This is a genomic window from Thalassobellus sediminis (genome assembly GCF_044386045.1).
Lineage (GTDB): Bacteria > Bacteroidota > Bacteroidia > Flavobacteriales > Flavobacteriaceae > Thalassobellus > Thalassobellus sediminis.
This window is the reverse complement of sequence record NZ_JBISCD010000039.1, coordinates 66,745-85,396: the sequence shown is the minus strand read 5'-3', so window position 1 is coordinate 85,396 and position 18,652 is coordinate 66,745. Positions and strand designations below refer to the sequence as shown.

General features: G+C 32.1%; 13 protein-coding genes. 7 read left to right on the top strand and 6 right to left on the bottom strand.

The window, feature by feature from the left end:
* The first annotated feature begins 3 nt into the window (after positions 1-3).
* A complete protein-coding gene (locus ACH5TW_RS05120; RefSeq protein WP_439335415.1) occupies positions 4-2,172 on the top strand; it encodes an endonuclease MutS2 in 2,169 nt (722 codons plus the stop codon).
* 209 nt (positions 2,173-2,381) lie between these two features.
* On the opposite strand, the gene ACH5TW_RS05115 is transcribed toward ACH5TW_RS05120, so the two are convergent.
* On the bottom strand, positions 2,382-3,953 hold the full coding sequence (locus ACH5TW_RS05115; protein ID WP_439335414.1) for a thiol-activated cytolysin family protein: 1,572 nt from the start codon (positions 3,951-3,953) through the stop codon (positions 2,382-2,384).
* A 291-nt stretch (positions 3,954-4,244) separates the two neighbouring features.
* Between ACH5TW_RS05115 and ACH5TW_RS05110 the strand changes: the two genes are divergently transcribed.
* From ACH5TW_RS05110 to ACH5TW_RS05095, 4 genes are all read left to right on the top strand, one after another.
* Positions 4,245-6,128, top strand: coding sequence for a tetratricopeptide repeat protein (locus ACH5TW_RS05110; protein WP_439335413.1), 1,884 nt, complete (start codon positions 4,245-4,247; stop codon positions 6,126-6,128).
* A gap of 17 nt (positions 6,129-6,145) precedes the next feature.
* Complete coding sequence (locus tag ACH5TW_RS05105; RefSeq protein ID WP_439335412.1) at positions 6,146-6,565, top strand: thiol-disulfide oxidoreductase DCC family protein; 420 nt, start codon at positions 6,146-6,148, stop codon at positions 6,563-6,565.
* A gap of 430 nt (positions 6,566-6,995) precedes the next feature.
* A complete protein-coding gene (locus ACH5TW_RS05100; RefSeq protein ID WP_439335411.1) occupies positions 6,996-8,900 on the top strand; it encodes a DUF4139 domain-containing protein in 1,905 nt (634 codons plus the stop codon).
* A 125-nt stretch (positions 8,901-9,025) separates the two neighbouring features.
* Entirely contained in the window at positions 9,026-9,796 is a 771-nt protein-coding gene (locus tag ACH5TW_RS05095; protein WP_439335777.1) for an outer membrane beta-barrel protein, read from the top strand.
* A gap of 357 nt (positions 9,797-10,153) precedes the next feature.
* On the opposite strand, the gene ACH5TW_RS05090 is transcribed toward ACH5TW_RS05095, so the two are convergent.
* The 4 genes from ACH5TW_RS05090 to aroC all read right to left on the bottom strand — a co-directional run bounded on the left by ACH5TW_RS05090 (position 10,154) and on the right by aroC (position 14,249).
* Complete coding sequence (locus ACH5TW_RS05090; protein WP_439335410.1) at positions 10,154-10,975, bottom strand: sulfurtransferase; 822 nt, start codon at positions 10,973-10,975, stop codon at positions 10,154-10,156.
* A 5-nt stretch (positions 10,976-10,980) separates the two neighbouring features.
* Complete coding sequence (locus tag ACH5TW_RS05085) at positions 10,981-12,306, bottom strand: dicarboxylate/amino acid:cation symporter (protein ID WP_439335409.1); 1,326 nt, start codon at positions 12,304-12,306, stop codon at positions 10,981-10,983.
* Positions 12,307-12,405: 99 nt separating this feature from the next.
* Positions 12,406-12,948: an acyl-CoA thioesterase gene (locus tag ACH5TW_RS05080; RefSeq protein WP_439335408.1), complete on the bottom strand. Its 543-nt coding sequence runs from the start codon at positions 12,946-12,948 to the stop codon at positions 12,406-12,408.
* A 239-nt stretch (positions 12,949-13,187) separates the two neighbouring features.
* Positions 13,188-14,249 carry a chorismate synthase gene (aroC, locus tag ACH5TW_RS05075; RefSeq protein WP_439335407.1) on the bottom strand — a complete coding sequence of 354 codons (1,062 nt, stop codon included), beginning with the start codon at positions 14,247-14,249 and terminating at the stop codon, positions 13,188-13,190.
* Positions 14,250-14,440: 191 nt separating this feature from the next.
* Here aroC and ACH5TW_RS05070 point away from each other — a divergent pair, with 191 nt between their 5' ends.
* Both ACH5TW_RS05070 and ACH5TW_RS05065 read left to right on the top strand, forming a co-directional pair.
* Entirely contained in the window at positions 14,441-15,286 is an 846-nt protein-coding gene (locus ACH5TW_RS05070; RefSeq protein ID WP_439335406.1) for a UDP-2,3-diacylglucosamine diphosphatase, read from the top strand.
* Positions 15,287-15,331: 45 nt separating this feature from the next.
* Positions 15,332-15,664, top strand: a complete 333-nt coding sequence (locus ACH5TW_RS05065) for a DUF3291 domain-containing protein (RefSeq protein ID WP_439335405.1) — start codon at positions 15,332-15,334, stop codon at positions 15,662-15,664.
* Here the strand turns inward: ACH5TW_RS05065 and ACH5TW_RS05060 are convergent.
* Positions 15,661-18,582 (bottom strand): FAD-binding and (Fe-S)-binding domain-containing protein, encoded by a 2,922-nt coding sequence (locus tag ACH5TW_RS05060; RefSeq protein ID WP_439335404.1) that lies wholly within the window; start codon positions 18,580-18,582, stop codon positions 15,661-15,663. The genes ACH5TW_RS05065 and ACH5TW_RS05060 overlap by 4 nt on opposite strands.
* Positions 18,583-18,652: the final 70 nt, after the last annotated feature.

Sequence of the window (18,652 nt, the reverse complement as noted above, 5' to 3'; positions counted from 1 at the left end):
AGAATGATACACATTCACGAAAAAACATTACAAGATTTAGAATTTCCTACCGTTTTACAACAGGTAAGCGACCATTGTGTAACCCCACTAGGAAACGAAAAAGCATTACAAATTTCACCTTACAAAACTAAGGATGAATTACTTTTTGCTCTAAAACTAACCAACGAATATTTATCTTCTTTTTATAATGATAACAGAATCCCTAATCACGGCTTCGACAGTATTACCAAAGAATTAAAATTACTACGCATAGAAAACACCTATTTAGAGGTTCATAGCTTTAAAAAAATAGTTTCCATTTCATTAACATGTAACGAGATAGTAACTTATTTAAAAAAGTTTAAAGAATACTATCCAGGATTAAACGATCATGCATTTTATATAGAAGTCACCAAAGTTATTATTGATAAGGTTGACAGTATAGTAGACCGTTTTGGAGATATTAAAGACAATGCCTCAAGCTTACTTTACGAACTAAGGCAATCTATTAACCGCATAAAAGGCAAAATAAACGCCAGTTTTTCAAGCGCATTAAACCAATATCATAGTTTAGAATATTTAGATGATATTCGCGAATCTGTAGTAGAAAACAAACGTGTACTCGCTGTAAAAGCCATGTACAGACGTAAAGTAAAAGGTTCTATTATGGGAAGCAGTAAAACAGGTAGCATTGTTTATATCGAGCCCGAAGCTACGCTTCAACACTCCAGAGAGCTTAATAATTTAGAATTTGAAGAAAGCGAAGAAATTAACCGCATCTTAAAAGAAGTCACCAATTTTATTCGTCCGTTTTTACCATTACTAGAAAAGTACCAAGCCTTTTTAATAGATATTGATGTGATTTCCGCGAAAGCGAAATACGCACGCTCCATGAACGCAATTCTTCCTGAAATATCAGAAAGCAAAAGCATGTTTCTTCGAGACGCCTACCACCCTTTATTGTATTTAAACAATTTAGAAAAAAAAGAAACCACCTTTCCGCAAACCATAGAATTAAAAAACGATAGCCGAATTATAGTCATTTCAGGACCTAATGCCGGCGGAAAAAGTATTACCCTAAAAACTGTTGGTTTGTTACAAACCATGATTCAAAGTGGAATGCTTATACCCGTACACGAGCGCAGTAAAGTTTGCTTGTTTGATAGGGTTTTAAGCGATATTGGAGATAATCAATCCATTGAAAACCATTTAAGCACCTACAGCTACCGTTTAAAACAAATGAATTATTTCTTAAAAAAGTGTAATAAAAACACGCTTTTTTTAATTGATGAATTCGGAACAGGAAGTGATCCTGAATTAGGTGGTGCATTGGCTGAAACATTTTTAGAAGAATTTTATCATCGTGAAGCATACGGTATTATTACCACACACTACTCCAATTTAAAAATATTAGCCAACGAGTTACCATGTATGCTAAATGCTAATATGCTATTTGATGAGCGTACTTTAGAACCCTTATTCAAACTCGTTATTGGTCAAGCCGGAAGTAGTTTTACCTTTGAAGTTGCACAGAAAAACGGTATTCCATACAGCTTAATAAATCGCGCTAAAAAGAAGATAGAACGCAGTAAAGTGCGTTTTGATGCAACTATTGCCAAACTTCAAAAAGAGCGTTCTAAACTTGAAAAAACAGGACAATCGTTAAGACAAAGTGAAAAGAAAAAAGGTGAAGAAGCCGATAAACTTGAAGAAATTAATACCAAAATTCAAAAAAAGCTAGAAAGCTACCAAGAATTATACGACAGCAATCAACGCCTCATTTACTTAGGACAAAAAGTAAACGATATTGCCGAAAAATACTTTGAAAATAAACAGAAACGTGAATTAATGGGTGAACTTTTTAAACTGGTTCAAATAGAAAATTCTAAACGTAAAAAAGTTTCCGCGAAAGCGAAAAAAGCAATTAAAGCCAAAGAAACTCAAGTTAAACAGGAGGTTGAAAAAAAAGTTGAAGTTATTAGAGTCAAGAAAAAAGAAGCTAAGAAAAAAGCTATTGAACAACCTAAACCCAAAGCTATAATTAGAATTGGAGATCGTGTTAGAATGGAAGATGGTAGAGCCATTGGCACTATTGATAAAATAGAAAAAAACAAAGCCGTTGTTAATTATGGTATGTTTACAACTAATGTAAGTATTGACCAACTAGAATTGGTTGAGGCTATGAAGAAGTAAGCAGAAAAACTGAAAGAAACCGTATAAAAATCATTTTCTCTGATAGATGCGTTAGGGATAGAAAGTGACAGCTTTTGGCGAGGCGTGCATCGAGCCAAAACTATAACGAATAGCCCGCCCCTTTTGGGTAACGCAAAAAAATAACAGCCAACACCAAGTTGTTGAATCTACAACTTTAGGCGCCGACTGCTTAAACTCATTCTATGTAATTAATAGATACGCCACGCATAAAAGTAGGTTCTCATGTCTATATCAGCATCTTCGGTTAAAAGCAATCTTATATAAGGCTCTTTATTTTCTTGTACATTTTTTAGTAAAATTTTCTCTTCTTTTTTTCCTAAATAATCATCACCACCTATAGCATCATCCTCAGTAAACTCTGCTGATAAGAATATATAATCATTTTCTAAGTCAGGCATATACAATTCAACTTCTTTAGTTTCAACGGTTGGAATTGGCCAAAACTTACCTTCTTCTGGTATGATGTAGTTGTTTCTAGTACGCGTGTATGAGACTGACCCTTTTACACTACCACCTTGATAAATTTTTGCATGCATATTACCATGTAAACGTATGCTACCACCATTGTTTTTTACCAAATTTATTCCGTGAAGCTCAATACCAAATTTATGATAAGCTTCGTAACAAGTTCTTATATTAAACTCACTTGATAATACAACATTTGCTACAGGAAACCCTTCTCTAATATACCTAAGTGTATAACCTAATGGAGCTCCAGGAGAATCAGCTGAATATTCTCCTCCTTGGGTAATGTAATTATAAACTCCTTCAGGACCACTCACCACTTGAGCTGCATCACCTGAAGAACCTCCAACAACTAAAGCTTTTACAGTAGAACTATTCCAAAAAGATTGATGTTCTCCAGAACCTCCAGCAGTACCTCCATTAAATGCTGCATTAAATGCTGCCTGAGTGTCTGTGAATTCTGAATTGGTTTCAACAGTATATAATAGCATACGCCCATATTTTACCGATGAAACAATTACTGGACTTGTAGAGTTTAAATTTGGTGTAGATGTAAAAAGTTTACCAGGATTTTGGGTGTCTGACACAGTTAAATCTATTGTATAATAGACCTGTAAATACTTAATTACGTACTTATACTTCTTCTCTGTACTACTAAAATTAAAAGAGCCAGATATACTATTTTTTCCTTTTGAATAACTCGCTCCTAGAGCAACATTTAAGTGTTCTTCAGAGTACACTTCTTCTGTTGTAAAGTTAACCTTTGCTGAGGCAGAACCAGTTACACCTTGTTGAAGCATATTTTTAACACCTTCCCTGACTGTCGAAATATTTGGGTTTTCTATTATTGTTGAAGGCTTTCCATTTAAATTTTCTAAAGATACAGACAAGGTAATAGGTGCTCTATTACCTGTAATACCAATATACTCTCCGGTGGGAATAGATTCCCCTTTTAGCATCGCACCTGGGTAAATAACATCGCTTGTGGGATCTAAGAGAATCATTTCACTGAAACCGGGGGACATTTTGTACTTTTTTACGACACATTCATTGGTATTCCCTTCTCTTTCTTTGCTAACGTCTTCAATGAATTCTTGACTTGATTGTTCATCAGGTTGCTCAAAATTGTTGAGACTTGAAAGAAAGACATTAACTTCAACTAATTTATCTCCAGACACAGGAGCTTCTCTCTCATCTTCTGTACTTTCATTACTACATCCATTACAGGATAATAAAATAGTTGCAAAAAATAAACTGTAAAAAATTCTTTTAATTGTTAATAGCTGTGTTTTCATAATTTCTAATTTTTTGTGATTCAACACTTCAAAACTAGATATGAATACAAGTGAAAACTAATTTTTGGCATGGACAAAGTATGGACAGAAAGAAAATTTCTATATAGACCCAACCAAGATTATGACAAAAAATAAAAACATAAACACATAATAATCAATTCTTTATAACAAAAATACAAGAACACACACATGGACAAGTCATAGACTAGTCTATACATTACAATTATCAACACTTTTGAATACACACTAAATTGATGTAACTTAGTTTCATAATAACTAACATCTTAACTAATGTCTTTTCGTATTATAATTTTACTCTTATTAATTACTCAAACAAATCTTATAGCACAAAAAGCAAAACCAATTGATAGTTTAACTTTAGCTTTTGAAAAACAACAAAACGATATTGAAAAAACTAAAATTGGAAATTTAATTTTTCAAGAATTAAAACATAAAAACCCAGAAACAGCTCACAAATATACTAAAGCCATACTCTCAATATCAAAAGAAGGAAACTACAAAAAGGGAGAAGGAATTGCATACCGCAATATGGCTTACTATTATAGATTTAAATCAAAACCAGACTCAGCAAGATATTACTTCCAAAAGTCATTTAACATTTTAGAAAACAATAGCTTATTTGAAGAATTTTGCAAAACAATTGATGAGTTTGCAACATTTGAATGTGTACAAGGTAATTACAAAACAGCAATAAGTATTTCAGAAAAAGGGTTAAAAAAAGCCAGGTCTATTAAAAGCGGCAAGTTTATGGCAATGAGCTTAAGCAGAAAAACTACTATATACATGGATATGGGTGACTTTGAATCTGCTACAAAAGAAAATATAACAGCCCTAAAAGTTTTAGATACCATAAAAGGGACAGAAAGCAAACTATTAAAAGCTATCTCACTTGGACATAAAGCAAGAATAGAAATGCTAAGAGGTAATTACGAGTTAACATTACAACCTCTAGAACAATCTTTAAACTTACTAAAGAGTTTAAATGAAAAAAAATGGATGGCTGTCACTTACATTGAAATCGGTAATGCGTATTGGTATCTAGAAGATCATGATAATGCCATAATAAACTATAATAAAAGCTTAATTATTTCAAAAGAAATTAATAGAGATGATTTAGTATCATTTTGCTTGTCTAACCTGGCAGGCATCTATTCTGAAAAAGGCAATCACAAAGACGCAATTAAAACACTTAATGAATCTATCAAAGTAGCAAAAAAAATTGGTTCTAAAATAAACCTTATAACTGCCTATAATTTAATTGGAGATTCTTATTACAGTTCCAATAATTATGAGTTAGCCATAAAAAACCACACACTAGCTATTCAATTGTCAGATTCAGTCAACGCAATGGATATTAAAAGAGATGGCTATTTAAAAAGATCTAATGCCAATGATAAAATTGAAAACTACAAAGCTGCATTATCTGATATTAGAGAATATTCAAGGCTAAACGACAGTCTTTTTAGTCTTAAAAACTCAAAACAAATAGAAGAATTAAAAACAAAATATGAAACCGAAAAAAAAGAAGCCGAAATTGCTTTGAAAAATGAAGAAATAAAAACCCTCAACCAAGAAGTAGAAATTAGCAATTTACGCAAAGGACTTTATGCTGGAGGCATGTTTACATTTGTTGCTATTTCTGGACTATTATTCTTTAGCTTTAAACAACGTGAAAAAAAGAATAGAATTGCTCGTGAAAAACAAGAAGCCATATATCAACAAGAATTAGCTTTTAAAAAGAAAGAATTAGCTTCACAAACCTTACACCTAGTTCAAAAAAACACGTTTATTCAAGAGCTTAAAGAAAATTTAGAAAAGATTAAAAAATCGCCAGAATTGTTTAAAGTAGAATTTAGACGTTTAGTTATGCTCCTAAAAAAAGAAAGTGCCGAAGATAAAGATTGGGAAGTATTTAAAAGCTATTTCTCTGAAGTGCATAATAACTTTGATCTCAAACTAAAAGCAATCTACGAAGACATAAGCGAAAAAGAAATACGACTAGCTTCTTTTTTACGCATGAACCTTTCTACCAAAGAAATAGCCTCCATGTTAAACGTATTGCCAGACAGCGTGCTAAAGTCTAAATATCGCCTTAAAAAGAAGCTTAATCTAGATAAAGAAACCGATTTAAACCAGTTTTTAAGTGATTTGTAAAATCGTATCTTTACACAATGAATTTTGGAATTCCCAACCATAAAAAACTAATCCTGTTTGATGGTGTTTGCAACCTCTGTAACAGCAGTGTGCAGTATGTAATTAAGCACGACACAAAGAACCTGTTTCTTTTTACCGCTTTACAAAGCGATATTGGACAAGAAATTATTAAAAACCACAATATAGACACCAACAAAATAGACTCTATCCTACTATACACACCAAAAAAAGGCATTGATTACAAATCTACAGCAGCTTTAAAAACAGCATACCAATTGGGGTTTCCACATAATTTAATGTCTGTGTTTTTTATTATTCCAGCTTTTATTAGAAATTGGGTTTATGATTATATAGCTAAAAACCGATACAAATGGTACGGAAAAAAGGATGCATGCATGATTCCTACGCCAGAATTGAAGAGTAGATTTTTAGAGTGATTTTAGGGCGCATCCCTATTGGGTCAGGCTTTACACTATATCTTTTTTATACTAAACTTGTTTCAGCACCATCTATTGCAGTACTCTGCATTATAAATAGTTTTTCTTTTCAATCTTATTAATTGCATAAAAAAGGATGCCGTTTCAATCCCTTGCGCACTTGCTCGCTGCAACAGTAAACATAACTAAAAGCATTTGTTAAACCTATCATCTATTCATCTTTAATAATTTATAAATTATAATTAACACAGATTAGTCATGTCGAAATGAGGTACGATTGAGACATCTCAAAAAACACATAATCTTCAGCACAAGAAAACTAAACTAACTCTAAAAGCCACTTTACGTTTAAAAGAGTGCACTTTACTCATTATAAGTTTTACACTTAATATTGATACGATAGTTTTATTAAAAATTAAAACCATCTATCATGAAAAATCTATTGTTTTTATTCCTATTAGCTACAACTATTAGCTTCTCAACAAACCAAAAACCAACAAAAACATCTATTAATGAGGTCACGGTTTATGTTAACGGCGCCCAAATTACTAGAACAGCAAACGTTAAACTTCCTATCGGGACGACCACATTTAAATTCGATAAACTCTCTCCTAATATTCAAGAAAGTAGCATTCAAATTTCAGGATTAAAATCGGCTTCGGTTTTATCAATAAATTACGGAATTAACCACCTATCAAAGCAAAACAAATCAGAAAATATTGAAGTACTACAAAATCAAATAAAACTATTAAACGACAACATTCAATTTGAAGCAGATTTAATATCTGGTTACGAAGAAGAACTAAAAGTTATTCATGATAATAGACATATTGGTAACAACAATCAAGCGGTTACTTTAGAAAAATTGCAACAATTTGCCGATTATTACCGTAAACGTATTACTAAAATTAAAAACTTAATTTATGCATCAACTAAAAAGAAACTAGAGCTTCAAGAACAAATTACAGACATACAAAAGCAGCTTATAGAGTTTAATATTGACGACAAAGTACAAACCGGAGAGATTACAGTAAAACTAAACTCTGATCAAGCAAACGACTTAAACTTAATTATAAAATATAATGTAGATAATGCTGGATGGTTCCCGATATATGATATTAAAGCAAACAAAATTAATGCTCCACTACAACTTGCTTACAAAGCCCATGTATATCAAAGTACCGGAAGCGACTGGAATAACATAAAACTAACACTATCAACAAACGACCCAAACACGAATAACGAAAAACCAGAAGTAAACCCCAAATACTTAAATTTTATTAGCAAGTACAGTAACTACAATAGCGCAAGAGCAACAAAAAACTATAACTACAAATACAATCCATTTATACAAACAGTAAGCGGTATTGTAACCGACGAAGCAGGATTACCTCTACCAGGAGTTAATGTTATAGTCAAAGGCACTAGTAAAGGAACACAAACCGATTTTGATGGCAAATACTCAATTCAAGTTAGCGGTGGTAAAGAATTGGTTTATTCTTTTTTAGGCTTTAAAACTGAATCCCTACCGATTCATTCTAGTGTTATAAATCTCAGTTTACAAGAAGATGTTTCAATGTTAGAAGAAGTTGTCGTTATTGGATACGGAACACAGAAAAAGGATGATTATGCTGGAAGCGTATCTTCTATCAATATGGAGACCAAATCTAACAACTATCAAAAGAAAAAAGAAAATCAAACCTCTAATGGCGATATTATAGAAGAAGGCATTACCAACCAAAGGTTCGAAATTATGAAACCATACACCATCGCAACAAACGGAGATATTACAGTAATTGAAATAGACAAATATTCTATTCCTGCAAGCTTCTCTTATTTTACAGCACCTATAATTAATGAAAATGTATTTTTAACAGCTAAAATGGGCGATTGGGAACAATACAATTTATTACCCGGAGAAGCTAACATCTACTTTGAAGGTAGCTATTCTGGAAAAACCAATATTAATCCGCAAGCCACAACAGATAGCTTAACCATTTCTTTAGGAGTAGATCCTAATGTGGTTGTAAAACGAAATACCATCAATAATTTTAAGAAAAACAACTTTACAGGAAGCAATAAAATAGTAAATAAGACATATGAGATTGAATTAAAAAACAACAAACAATCGGCTATAAGCTTAATATTGATGGATAGAGTTCCTGTGAGTCAAAACAAAGACATTAAAGTAGATAACATTGAAACTGGCACTGCCGAATACGATTCTAAAAAAGGCTTATTAGAATGGAAATTAAATCTTAAACCTAATGAATCTAACACATTCAAAATATCTTATACTTTGAAATACCCTAAATACAAACGGGTTAATTTGTAAACTATAAAAGAAACCTCTAAGCGTTTTATCGATTAGAGGTTTTATTTTACAACAAACTGTAATTGTTAAAAACTTTGTTTGTATATATTGTATTACGTGTTGATTTTACAATTTTAAAACTCTAAATTCGCTTATCACTTGGTATAAAATATTTAAACGATTTCTTTTCAAATCGTTGTAATACATTAAAAAAAAGAATAAAAATTAACACTTTAACATTTCTGTTTTTATTTAGCGTAGTTCCAATTTGGTCCCAAAATAATAAAACAAGTATTGGGTTTTCTAGTCAATTGGAATTCAATAATTACGAATTTAAAAAAACTCCATTTAAGACAAGTGTTATTTATGATCCATTTAAAGGGTATTCTGATGCAAACAATGTTTACAATCCATTTATAGGGTATTCAATAGGACTAAATCTTTTTTATGATTTTAACGAAAAAATATCACTTGGAACTGGAATTGCATACGCATCGGAAGGTTACGAACTTATATACAACTACACTTCTTTACCAAACGTGATTTCTCCTACCAAAAGCGAATTGAAAGTTTACTATTTAAGAGTTCCAATAAAATTTGGCATGACACTTATTAAATTAGGTAAGTTAGATCTCAAACCGTCTTTGAGTACCTTTTTTGATTTTCAAATTAATAAAAAAGAAAATACTTTTTTTGAGAATGGTTTAAATGGTGAAACAAAACATTTAAGCAATGATCTAAATAAAACACTACTATCCATTTGTCTCGATTTTGGATTAGAATATAATGTCAAAGAGAATTTAAGTATGGTTTTTGCTCCATTAATATCAAAAAGATTAACAACTCTAGATGAAAATAGAATGAAATCAAGTAAACTTTCTTATGGCGCAATTTTTAGTATATATTACAAATTATAAAAACGCATTACAGCAACGTTTATAATTAATTGATTTGGATAGTGCTATTTGGAAAATTCCGAAGAAATTTCTCTTGTTAGTTTTTGTTTACTAAATTAGTTACTTAACTAAGCAACCAACCTATTCTTCCTCCTAACTCCCACACTAGCGCTCGTTTACAACAAGAGCCATTTCTAATTGGTTTAAATCAATACAAAGAAAATAGTTTAACCTTTAACAACTACTAATTATGTGATTTCTCTCTAAGTTCGAAATGACTTATAAATTATAATTAACACACGTAAGTCAATCGAAATGAGGTAAGATTGAGACTTCGCACAAAACATTAAGAATGCTTGCTTATGGTTTTCACAAAGCCTATTCCTCCACCAAACTCCCCCACTCGGTCCATGAACCATCATATACGGAAATATTATTATAACCCGAAATTTCAGCTCCTAAAGCTAAAACACAAGCTGTAATACCTGATCCGCAAGAAAAAATAATAGGCTCATCTTTAATAGCAAGTTCTTGAAAAGCTTTTTCTAAATCTTCTTTAGGTTTTAGCAGGCCATCTTCTAACAAATTAGTAAATGGTAAATTAACCGAATTTGGTATGGTTCCCATACGTAAACCTTCGCGAGGTTCAGGTGTTATACAATTAAATCGACCTGATGAACGCGCATCAATAATGGTATGTGTCTTATTTTTTGAAGCTATTTTAACATCATCAAAAAACTTCATGGTTTCTGGTTTATGATTTACAATAAAATTACCTGTTGCTCCTTCATAAGTTTTCATGAGTTCGACTTCATATTCAGCTTTTAACCATTCTGGAAATCCGCCATTCAAAACAGCGACGTTGTTATATCCAAAAGCTTTAAACAACCACCAAACACGTGCGCTAGAATAAATACCTTTATCATCGTAAACCACAATAACACTATCGGTGTTAACACCAAGTTCTCTTGCCGATTTTTGAAATTGTTCGGCAGAAGGAAACGCGCTAGGAAACGGATCCGAAACATCGCTAAATTTCTTTTTTATATCGAAAAGACGTGCATTGGGTATTTGTTTTAATGAAGCATCAAATATTTTATTAATCGTGCCATCTAAAACAACTAAATTTTCAGCATGTATGTTTGAATACAACCACTCTACGGTGACTATTGGCGATTCAATATTTATTTTAGAATTCATAAAAACTATTTTACTGCATCATAATTATCATCCCATTCTTTAGGTTTTGGCTTATGTAATTTTCCTAACGATTTAGCAACTATCATAGAAACTGTAGCATCCCCTGTAACATTCACAACCGTTCTACACATATCTAAAGGTCTATCTACCGCAAAAATAAGCGCTAAACCTATTGGTAATAATTCGGCAGGAAAACCAATAGATTCTAAAACAATAACCAGCATTACCATACCTGCACTTGGCACAGCAGCACTTCCTATAGACGCTAATAATGCCGTTGCAACAATTACTAATTGATTTGTAAACGTTAAACCTTCAGGCCAAATAACTTGCATAATAAACACCGCTGCAATACCTTGGTACAAACTAGTACCATCCATGTTTACGGTAGCACCAACTGGCAATACAAAACCAGACACTTCTTTATCAACCCCTAAATGTTCTTCTACACGTTCCATAGTTACAGGCAATGTTGCTGCACTAGAACTTGTTGAAAATGCCAAAAGTTGCGCTGGACTTATTTGTTTTAAAAACCACATTGGTGATTTTTTGGTATACACACTCACTAAAAGTAAATAGAACCCTATCATAATAATTAATCCTCCCACCACACAAAATGCGTAATAAAGTAACTTGATTAATATTTCTACATCATCAAAAGCAATAATAACATTCGCTAATAAGGCAAATACAGCGTATGGCGCAAAAAGCATAATTAAATCGACCATTTTCATGACAACTTCATTAAGCGAATCAAAGAAGTCGACTAAAGGTTTAGCTTTCTTCTCTCCAATTAACAACAAACAAATACCAACAAAAATGGCAAAAAAGATAACCTGAAGCATAGACGCTTCGGCAAAGGATTTAAAAATATTACTTGGAAAAATATCGACCAGCGCCTGTAGCGGACCTGCTTCTTTTTGAGCCGATGCTTTAGTAAGTTTATCTATTACTCCGGCATCGTTAGCATATTTTAGTTTGATTTTTTCAATAGTATCTTGAGGCATCCCATCGCCTGGTTTCAAAGTATTTACAATGGTTAAACCAATAATGATAGCTACCAATGTGGTGGTTATATAAATACCTATGGTACGTAATCCCATTGATTTAATTTTAGAAATATCTTTTAAATCGGAAATACCTTTTATTAAAGACGCTAGAATTAAAGGAACCGCAATAAGTTTAAGAAGATTAATAAAAATGGTACCGAAAGGTGAAATCCAATCGGATATAAAACCTTTTCCGCCATCAACAGTATTCATAATAAAACCAAAAATGATTCCGAGAATCATTCCTATAATAATCTTCCAATGTAATGCTAGTTTTTTCATAGAGTCGCTACTAGCCTCCCCAATGGAGAGGAATTAGTTAGTTTTTATATTTTATGAGAACAAGATAAGTATTTTGTGCGATTAACGAATGACAATTAATTATTCTGAAGCTTCAGTACTTTTTATAATATCATAATCATTTTGAAAAAGTTGAAGAATATCTTTTGATATCGACATTTCCTTTTTGCTAATACCACTATCTGCTATTATTTTTCGCATATCTTGAATTTTATGCTTTTTCCAAAAACCAACTTTAGTAATTCCGATAGCATAAACTTCATCATTTCGTTTAAATACCTGACGATGATACACCCAATTATCTTCCCATCCTTCTAAAATAAGTGTAATATCAAATTTAGCCCAACGTTTTAAAGGTTTTTTGTAAATAATTTTTTGCGCTCCAAGTACAGGAAACATACCTTTTTTAATAGTACTATGATACAAATGCGTCCTAAATAAAATCTCTAAGCGTATTAAATCCATATAGTAGAAATACTTAGAATTTGCCATAAATAGAAATGCTTCACAATCTAAAATACTTACACGTCTAGTTCTAGTTAAATTAGATTCTAAATTTACTTTTTTCCAAAAAAACCGAGAACCTATGAAAATGTAAATAATATGTAACCAATAATAAATCATAGCTTTATAAGTTATTCATAGGTTATAATTTATATAAAATTATCCTAAATAACAATTTACGGCTTTAATAAGAATGACAGAACATTACAAATATTAGCCCAAACTGATTCGACATTCTTATTAAATACTAAAAAGCACTAAAATTAAATAGCTATTAAAAATTTAACAGATTACTACGTCGCTCACTCTTAACAATGACGAAATTTAAAAAAGATATAGCTAAAAGCACTAAATAGCTTCTAATTATAAAGCTTATTTATTAAATAAAAATCGGCAATAACTAAGGCTGCCATAGCTTCTACAATAGGTACAGCACGTGGAACCACACATGGATCGTGACGTCCTTTACCTTGCATTTCTACCGTGTTTCCTGCCTTATCAATGGTTTCGTATTTTTGAATAAGTGTTGCAACAGGCTTAAAAGCAACGTTGAAATAAATATCCATACCGTTACTTATACCTCCTTGAATACCACCAGAATAATTGGTTTTTGTTGTACCGTCGTTATTAAACGAATCGTTATGATCGCTTCCGTACATGGTACTTCCATGGAATCCGCTACCATACTCAAAGCCTTTTACAGCGTTTATAGACAACATGGCTTTTCCTAATTCAGCATGTAATTTATCGAAAACCGGTTCACCCAAACCAACAGGTACATTTTTAATAACACAGCTAACAATTCCGCCAACCGTATCTCCTTTACCACGAACTTCTTTTATATAAGTTTCCATGTTTGCTGCCATCTCTTGATCTGGACAACGCACAATGTTCGATTCTATTTTTGAAAGATCTAATTCGTTATACGGTTTATCTAATTTCATGGTGCCTACGCCAGAAACATAAGCGGTAATTTCAATGCCTTTAAGCATTTGTTTAGCTATAGCCCCAGCAACGACACGACATGCTGTTTCGCGCGCAGAACTACGTCCGCCACCACGATAATCGCGTACACCATATTTTTTATCATAGGTATAATCGGCATGACTAGGTCTGTAACTATCTTTTATATGTGAATAATCGTGAGATTTCTGGTTGGTGTTTTCTATAACAAACCCAATAGAGGTTCCTGTTGTTACACCTTCAAAAATACCAGAATGAAACTTAACAGTATCTGGTTCTTTACGTTGCGTAACGATAGATGATTGCCCTGGCTTTCTTCGGTTTAATTCGTTTTGAATCTCATCTAAATCTAACACAATCCCTGACGGACAGCCATCTATTACACCACCTAAAGCAGGTCCGTGAGATTCTCCATAAGTTGTTAAATTAAATAGTTTTCCGAAGGAATTACCAGCCATAATTTAGAATTTTTGGCTAAAATAAAGCTATTCCTAGAAATAAGGAAATGAAATCGTATTTAGCTTTAGAAATTCCTGAGCAACAACACATAACAATTACTTAACAGTATGCTGATATATAAATAATTATACGATAATAATTACATCATATTAAACTATGTTATTTGTAATAATAAATAGATCCTTAACTATTGAAAATAAAACGAAAAATAGAAATTGCAGTAATATCAGATGTTCATTTGGGAACATACGGTTGTCATGCAAAACACTTACTAACCTATTTAAACAGCATTGAACCCAAGAAACTTATTCTAAATGGCGATATTATTGATGTTTGGCAATTTAGCAAACGTTATTTCCCCAAATCGCATTTAAAAGTCATTAAGAAAATAATGGACATGGCGGCTGATGGCGTTGAAATTATTTACATTACAGGGAATCATGATGAAATGCTTAGAAAATTCAGCAATACAACGATTGGCAATATTTCTATTGTTGATAAATTGATTTTAGATTTAGACGGAAAAAAAGGATGGTTTTTTCATGGGGATGTTTTTGATGTTTCTATACAAAATGCGAAATGGCTAGCAAAACTTGGCGGTTATGGATATGATTTTTTAACCCTGATTAACCGTGCTTATAATTGGTATTTAGAAAAACGTGGCAAAGAACGTTATTCGGTATCTAAAAAAGTAAAGAACGGCGTAAAAGGCGCGATAAAATATATAGACGATTACGAAAAAGTAATTGCCGACATAGCTATAGAAAATGGTTATGATTATGTGGTTTGCGGACATATACACCAACCTAAAATGGAGTATATTGAAAACAAGAACGGAAAAACCATGTATTTAAACTCTGGTGATTGGGTTGAAAACTTTACAGCCTTAGAATACCAATTTAAACGTTGGAAAATTTACAATTACAATAACGATAAACTAGCGCCTTTTGTTCTTGATGAAGATTTTGAAGAGATGGAAGTTAAAGACCTAATTGCTGCTATTACTATTGTAAAACAGCCAGAGAAGAAACCTTAATAATTCTTTTATTTACACTAAATTTACTGCTTTAATCATAGATTTATGAAAGCAACAATAACGTCAATAGAATTAAACAGTCCTTTTAAGTTTTTCATTTTATCAGCTATTACTCTAAAAATTGTTAGACAGCTAAGATCTACCAATTGTAAAGAATTCAAGAGCAAAGGTTTTTGGACAAACCATTACACCATGACACTTTGGAATAACGAAAAAGAAATGAAAGAGTTTGCTACAAGCGGAGCACATTTAGAAGGCATGAAGGCTAGTAAAAAGATTTCAAAAGAAATTAGAACAGTTACAGTGGACACAACAGAATTACCCAACTGGAATGATGCAAAAAAATTGCTTAGCAACGGAAAAGTTATAAGGTTTTAAATTAAAGCTTCTTTTAAAATAGTAATTGGATGTAATGCTACTCTATTTGTTCCATCCTTTATTTGATGTCTACAACTGGTACCGTTTGCAGAAATAACAATCTCTTTTGGTGCTTTTCTAACCGCCGGGAACAAAGTTTGCTCTCCAACACTCATACTCACCTCATAGTGCTCTTTTTCGTAACCAAAACTTCCTGCCATACCACAACAACCACTAGGAATAATAGTCACTTTATAATTTTTAGGTAAATTCAGTACTGCAAAACTTGAAAGTTGATTACTCATCGATTTTTGATGGCAATGTCCGTGAAACTTAATAGTTTTAGCTTCTAACGTAAATTGCTCTGACTTTATATTACCTAAAGCTATTTCTTGCTGAATAAACTCTTCAATTAAAAAGGTGTTTTTTGCAATCGCTTTCGCGGAAGTTTTATCTTCTGCTAACTTTATATATTCATCTCTAAAAGTTAAAATAGCCGAAGGTTCTATACCTATTAAAGGTGTTTCATTTGAAACTTTATCTTTAAAAGTTTCAACGTTTTTATTTGCAAATTCTTTAGCTTGTTCTAGCAATCCTTTAGATAAAAAAGCACGACCAGATTCGGCATGCTTAATCAACTTTATATCATAATTTAAAGCCGTTAAAAGTTGAATAGCATCCATGCCAATTGAAGCATCTAAATGATTTAAAAACTCATCATTAAAAAAATAGATTGTCTTTATTTTATTTTTTATATCTATTTTATTTTCAAATAATTGAAATTGTTTATTTAAACTTTTATTTGAAATCAAAGGCAAACTTCTTTCTTTAGCAACAGACAACGATTTCTTTAAAACAGAAGACGTTATTTTGTTAGAAAACACAAAGTTTGTAAGCTTAGGAAACTGACTTCCAAAATCGTTTAATTTATTATTATAGGCGAACAATTTAGTACGTAACGATACGCCATTTTCTTTTTGATATTGATATAAAAACTCTGCTTTTAAACTTGCCACATCTACACTACTTGGGCACTCGCTTGCGCAGGCTTTACAACTTAAGCATAAATCGAAAACCATTTTTAATTCTTTATGGTTAAACTTATTTTCTTGATCTGAATTTGTTAAAAATTCACGCAAAGCATTCGCTCTTGCTCGTGTAGTATCTTTTTCATTTCTGGTAGCTCTGTAACTCGGACACATGGTACCACCAAACTCTGGTAATTTTCTACAGTCACCAGAACCATTACATTTTTCGGTTTCTCTTAGAATACCCTGAGAAGCTGAAAAATCGAGAAGCGTTTCTATTTCGGGTTCTACTCTATCTATTTCATAACGCAACGATTTATCCATTGGAAATGCATCAACAATCTTCCCTGGGTTAAATATATTGTCGACATCAAAAACAGCTTTTATACGCTTTACAATTTCATAATTCGCTTCCCCAATCATTAGCGGAATAAATTCAGCACGCACAATACCATCACCATGTTCGCCACTCATAGAACCGTTATATTTCTTCACTAAATGCGCTACATCTGTTGTTATTTTTCTGAACAAAACAACATCTTCAGCCTTTTTAAGATTTAAAATAGGTCGCAAATGTAATTCGCCAGCACCTGCGTGTGCATAATAAATAGCATCTTGCTTATACGCTTTCATTAACTTAGAAAACTCTGAAATATAATTTGCTAAGTCTGGTAAAGCCACCGCTGTATCTTCAATACAGGCGGCCGACTTTCTATCGCCAATCATATTTCCTAACAATCCTAAACCTGCGCTTCTTAAATTATTAGCTTTATTTACATTATTCCCTATCAATTTAGGATACGCATAACTCAATCCTGAATCTTTAATCGCTTTTTCTAATGTATCAGCTAACTCAAAAACGGCTTCCTTGGTGTTTGATCGCACTTCGCACATTAAAATAGCTTGCGGATCGCCTTCTATAAAACTTCTATTTTCTTCTTGTGTTTTATTATGTTTTGTACAATCTAAAATGGTTTTATCCATCATTTCACAATTGTACAAATCGTGTTTCATGGTTAATTCAACAGCATTCAAACAAGCTTCAATACTATCAAAATGTGCAGCTACCATAATAGATTCTTCTGGTGGCAACGCATCTAATTTTAAAGTAATTTGCGTTGTAAATGCTAATGTACCTTCACTACCAGAAAGTAATTTACACATATTAAAACCTTCTGTAGTTTCAGTAAACACATCCGATTTTATCAATTCATCAATAGCATAACCGGTGTTTCTTCTGTGAATTTCTGACTTTGGAAAATTATCTATAATTTGATTTTGAACCGTTTCTGAAGCTAATTCAGAATAAATAGTCTTATAAATTTGTCCTTCTAACGATGTTTCTTTTGTTTTTTGTTGAAATACTTCCGAAGACAATTCACCAAACACAGCCTCACTCCCATCACTTAAAATGGTATGCATTTCTACAACCTTATCTCTTGTAACTCCATATTGAATAGAGGTTGTACCAGAAGAATTATTACCAACCATTCCACCAATCATACATCTATTTGATGTAGACGTATTGGGTCCGAAAAACAATCCGTAAGGCTTTAAATAATTATTTAACGCATCACGTACAACACCTGGTTGCACTGTTATTGTTTTGGCTTCTTCATTAAAGTCTAAAATATTTGTAAAATATTTAGAAACATCTACCACAATACCTTTTCCAACACATTGTCCTGCAAGCGATGTACCTGCTGTTCTTGGAATTAATGAGGTGTTATGAGTTTTAGCAAACTGGATAAGTTTTTTTATATCTTCTTTATTTTTTGGATACGCAACAGCTAATGGCAACATTCTATAAACAGACGCATCAGTAGCGTATAAAGATTTTATTAAATCATCGAAAAATAATTCTCCAGATAATTTCTTTCTTAACTCCTGTAACTCTGTGTTTAATGGCATATTTTAATAAATAAGTTTACAAAACTAATGAGATGTTAAATATAAATACAATTTTGGCGTTATTTTTGTA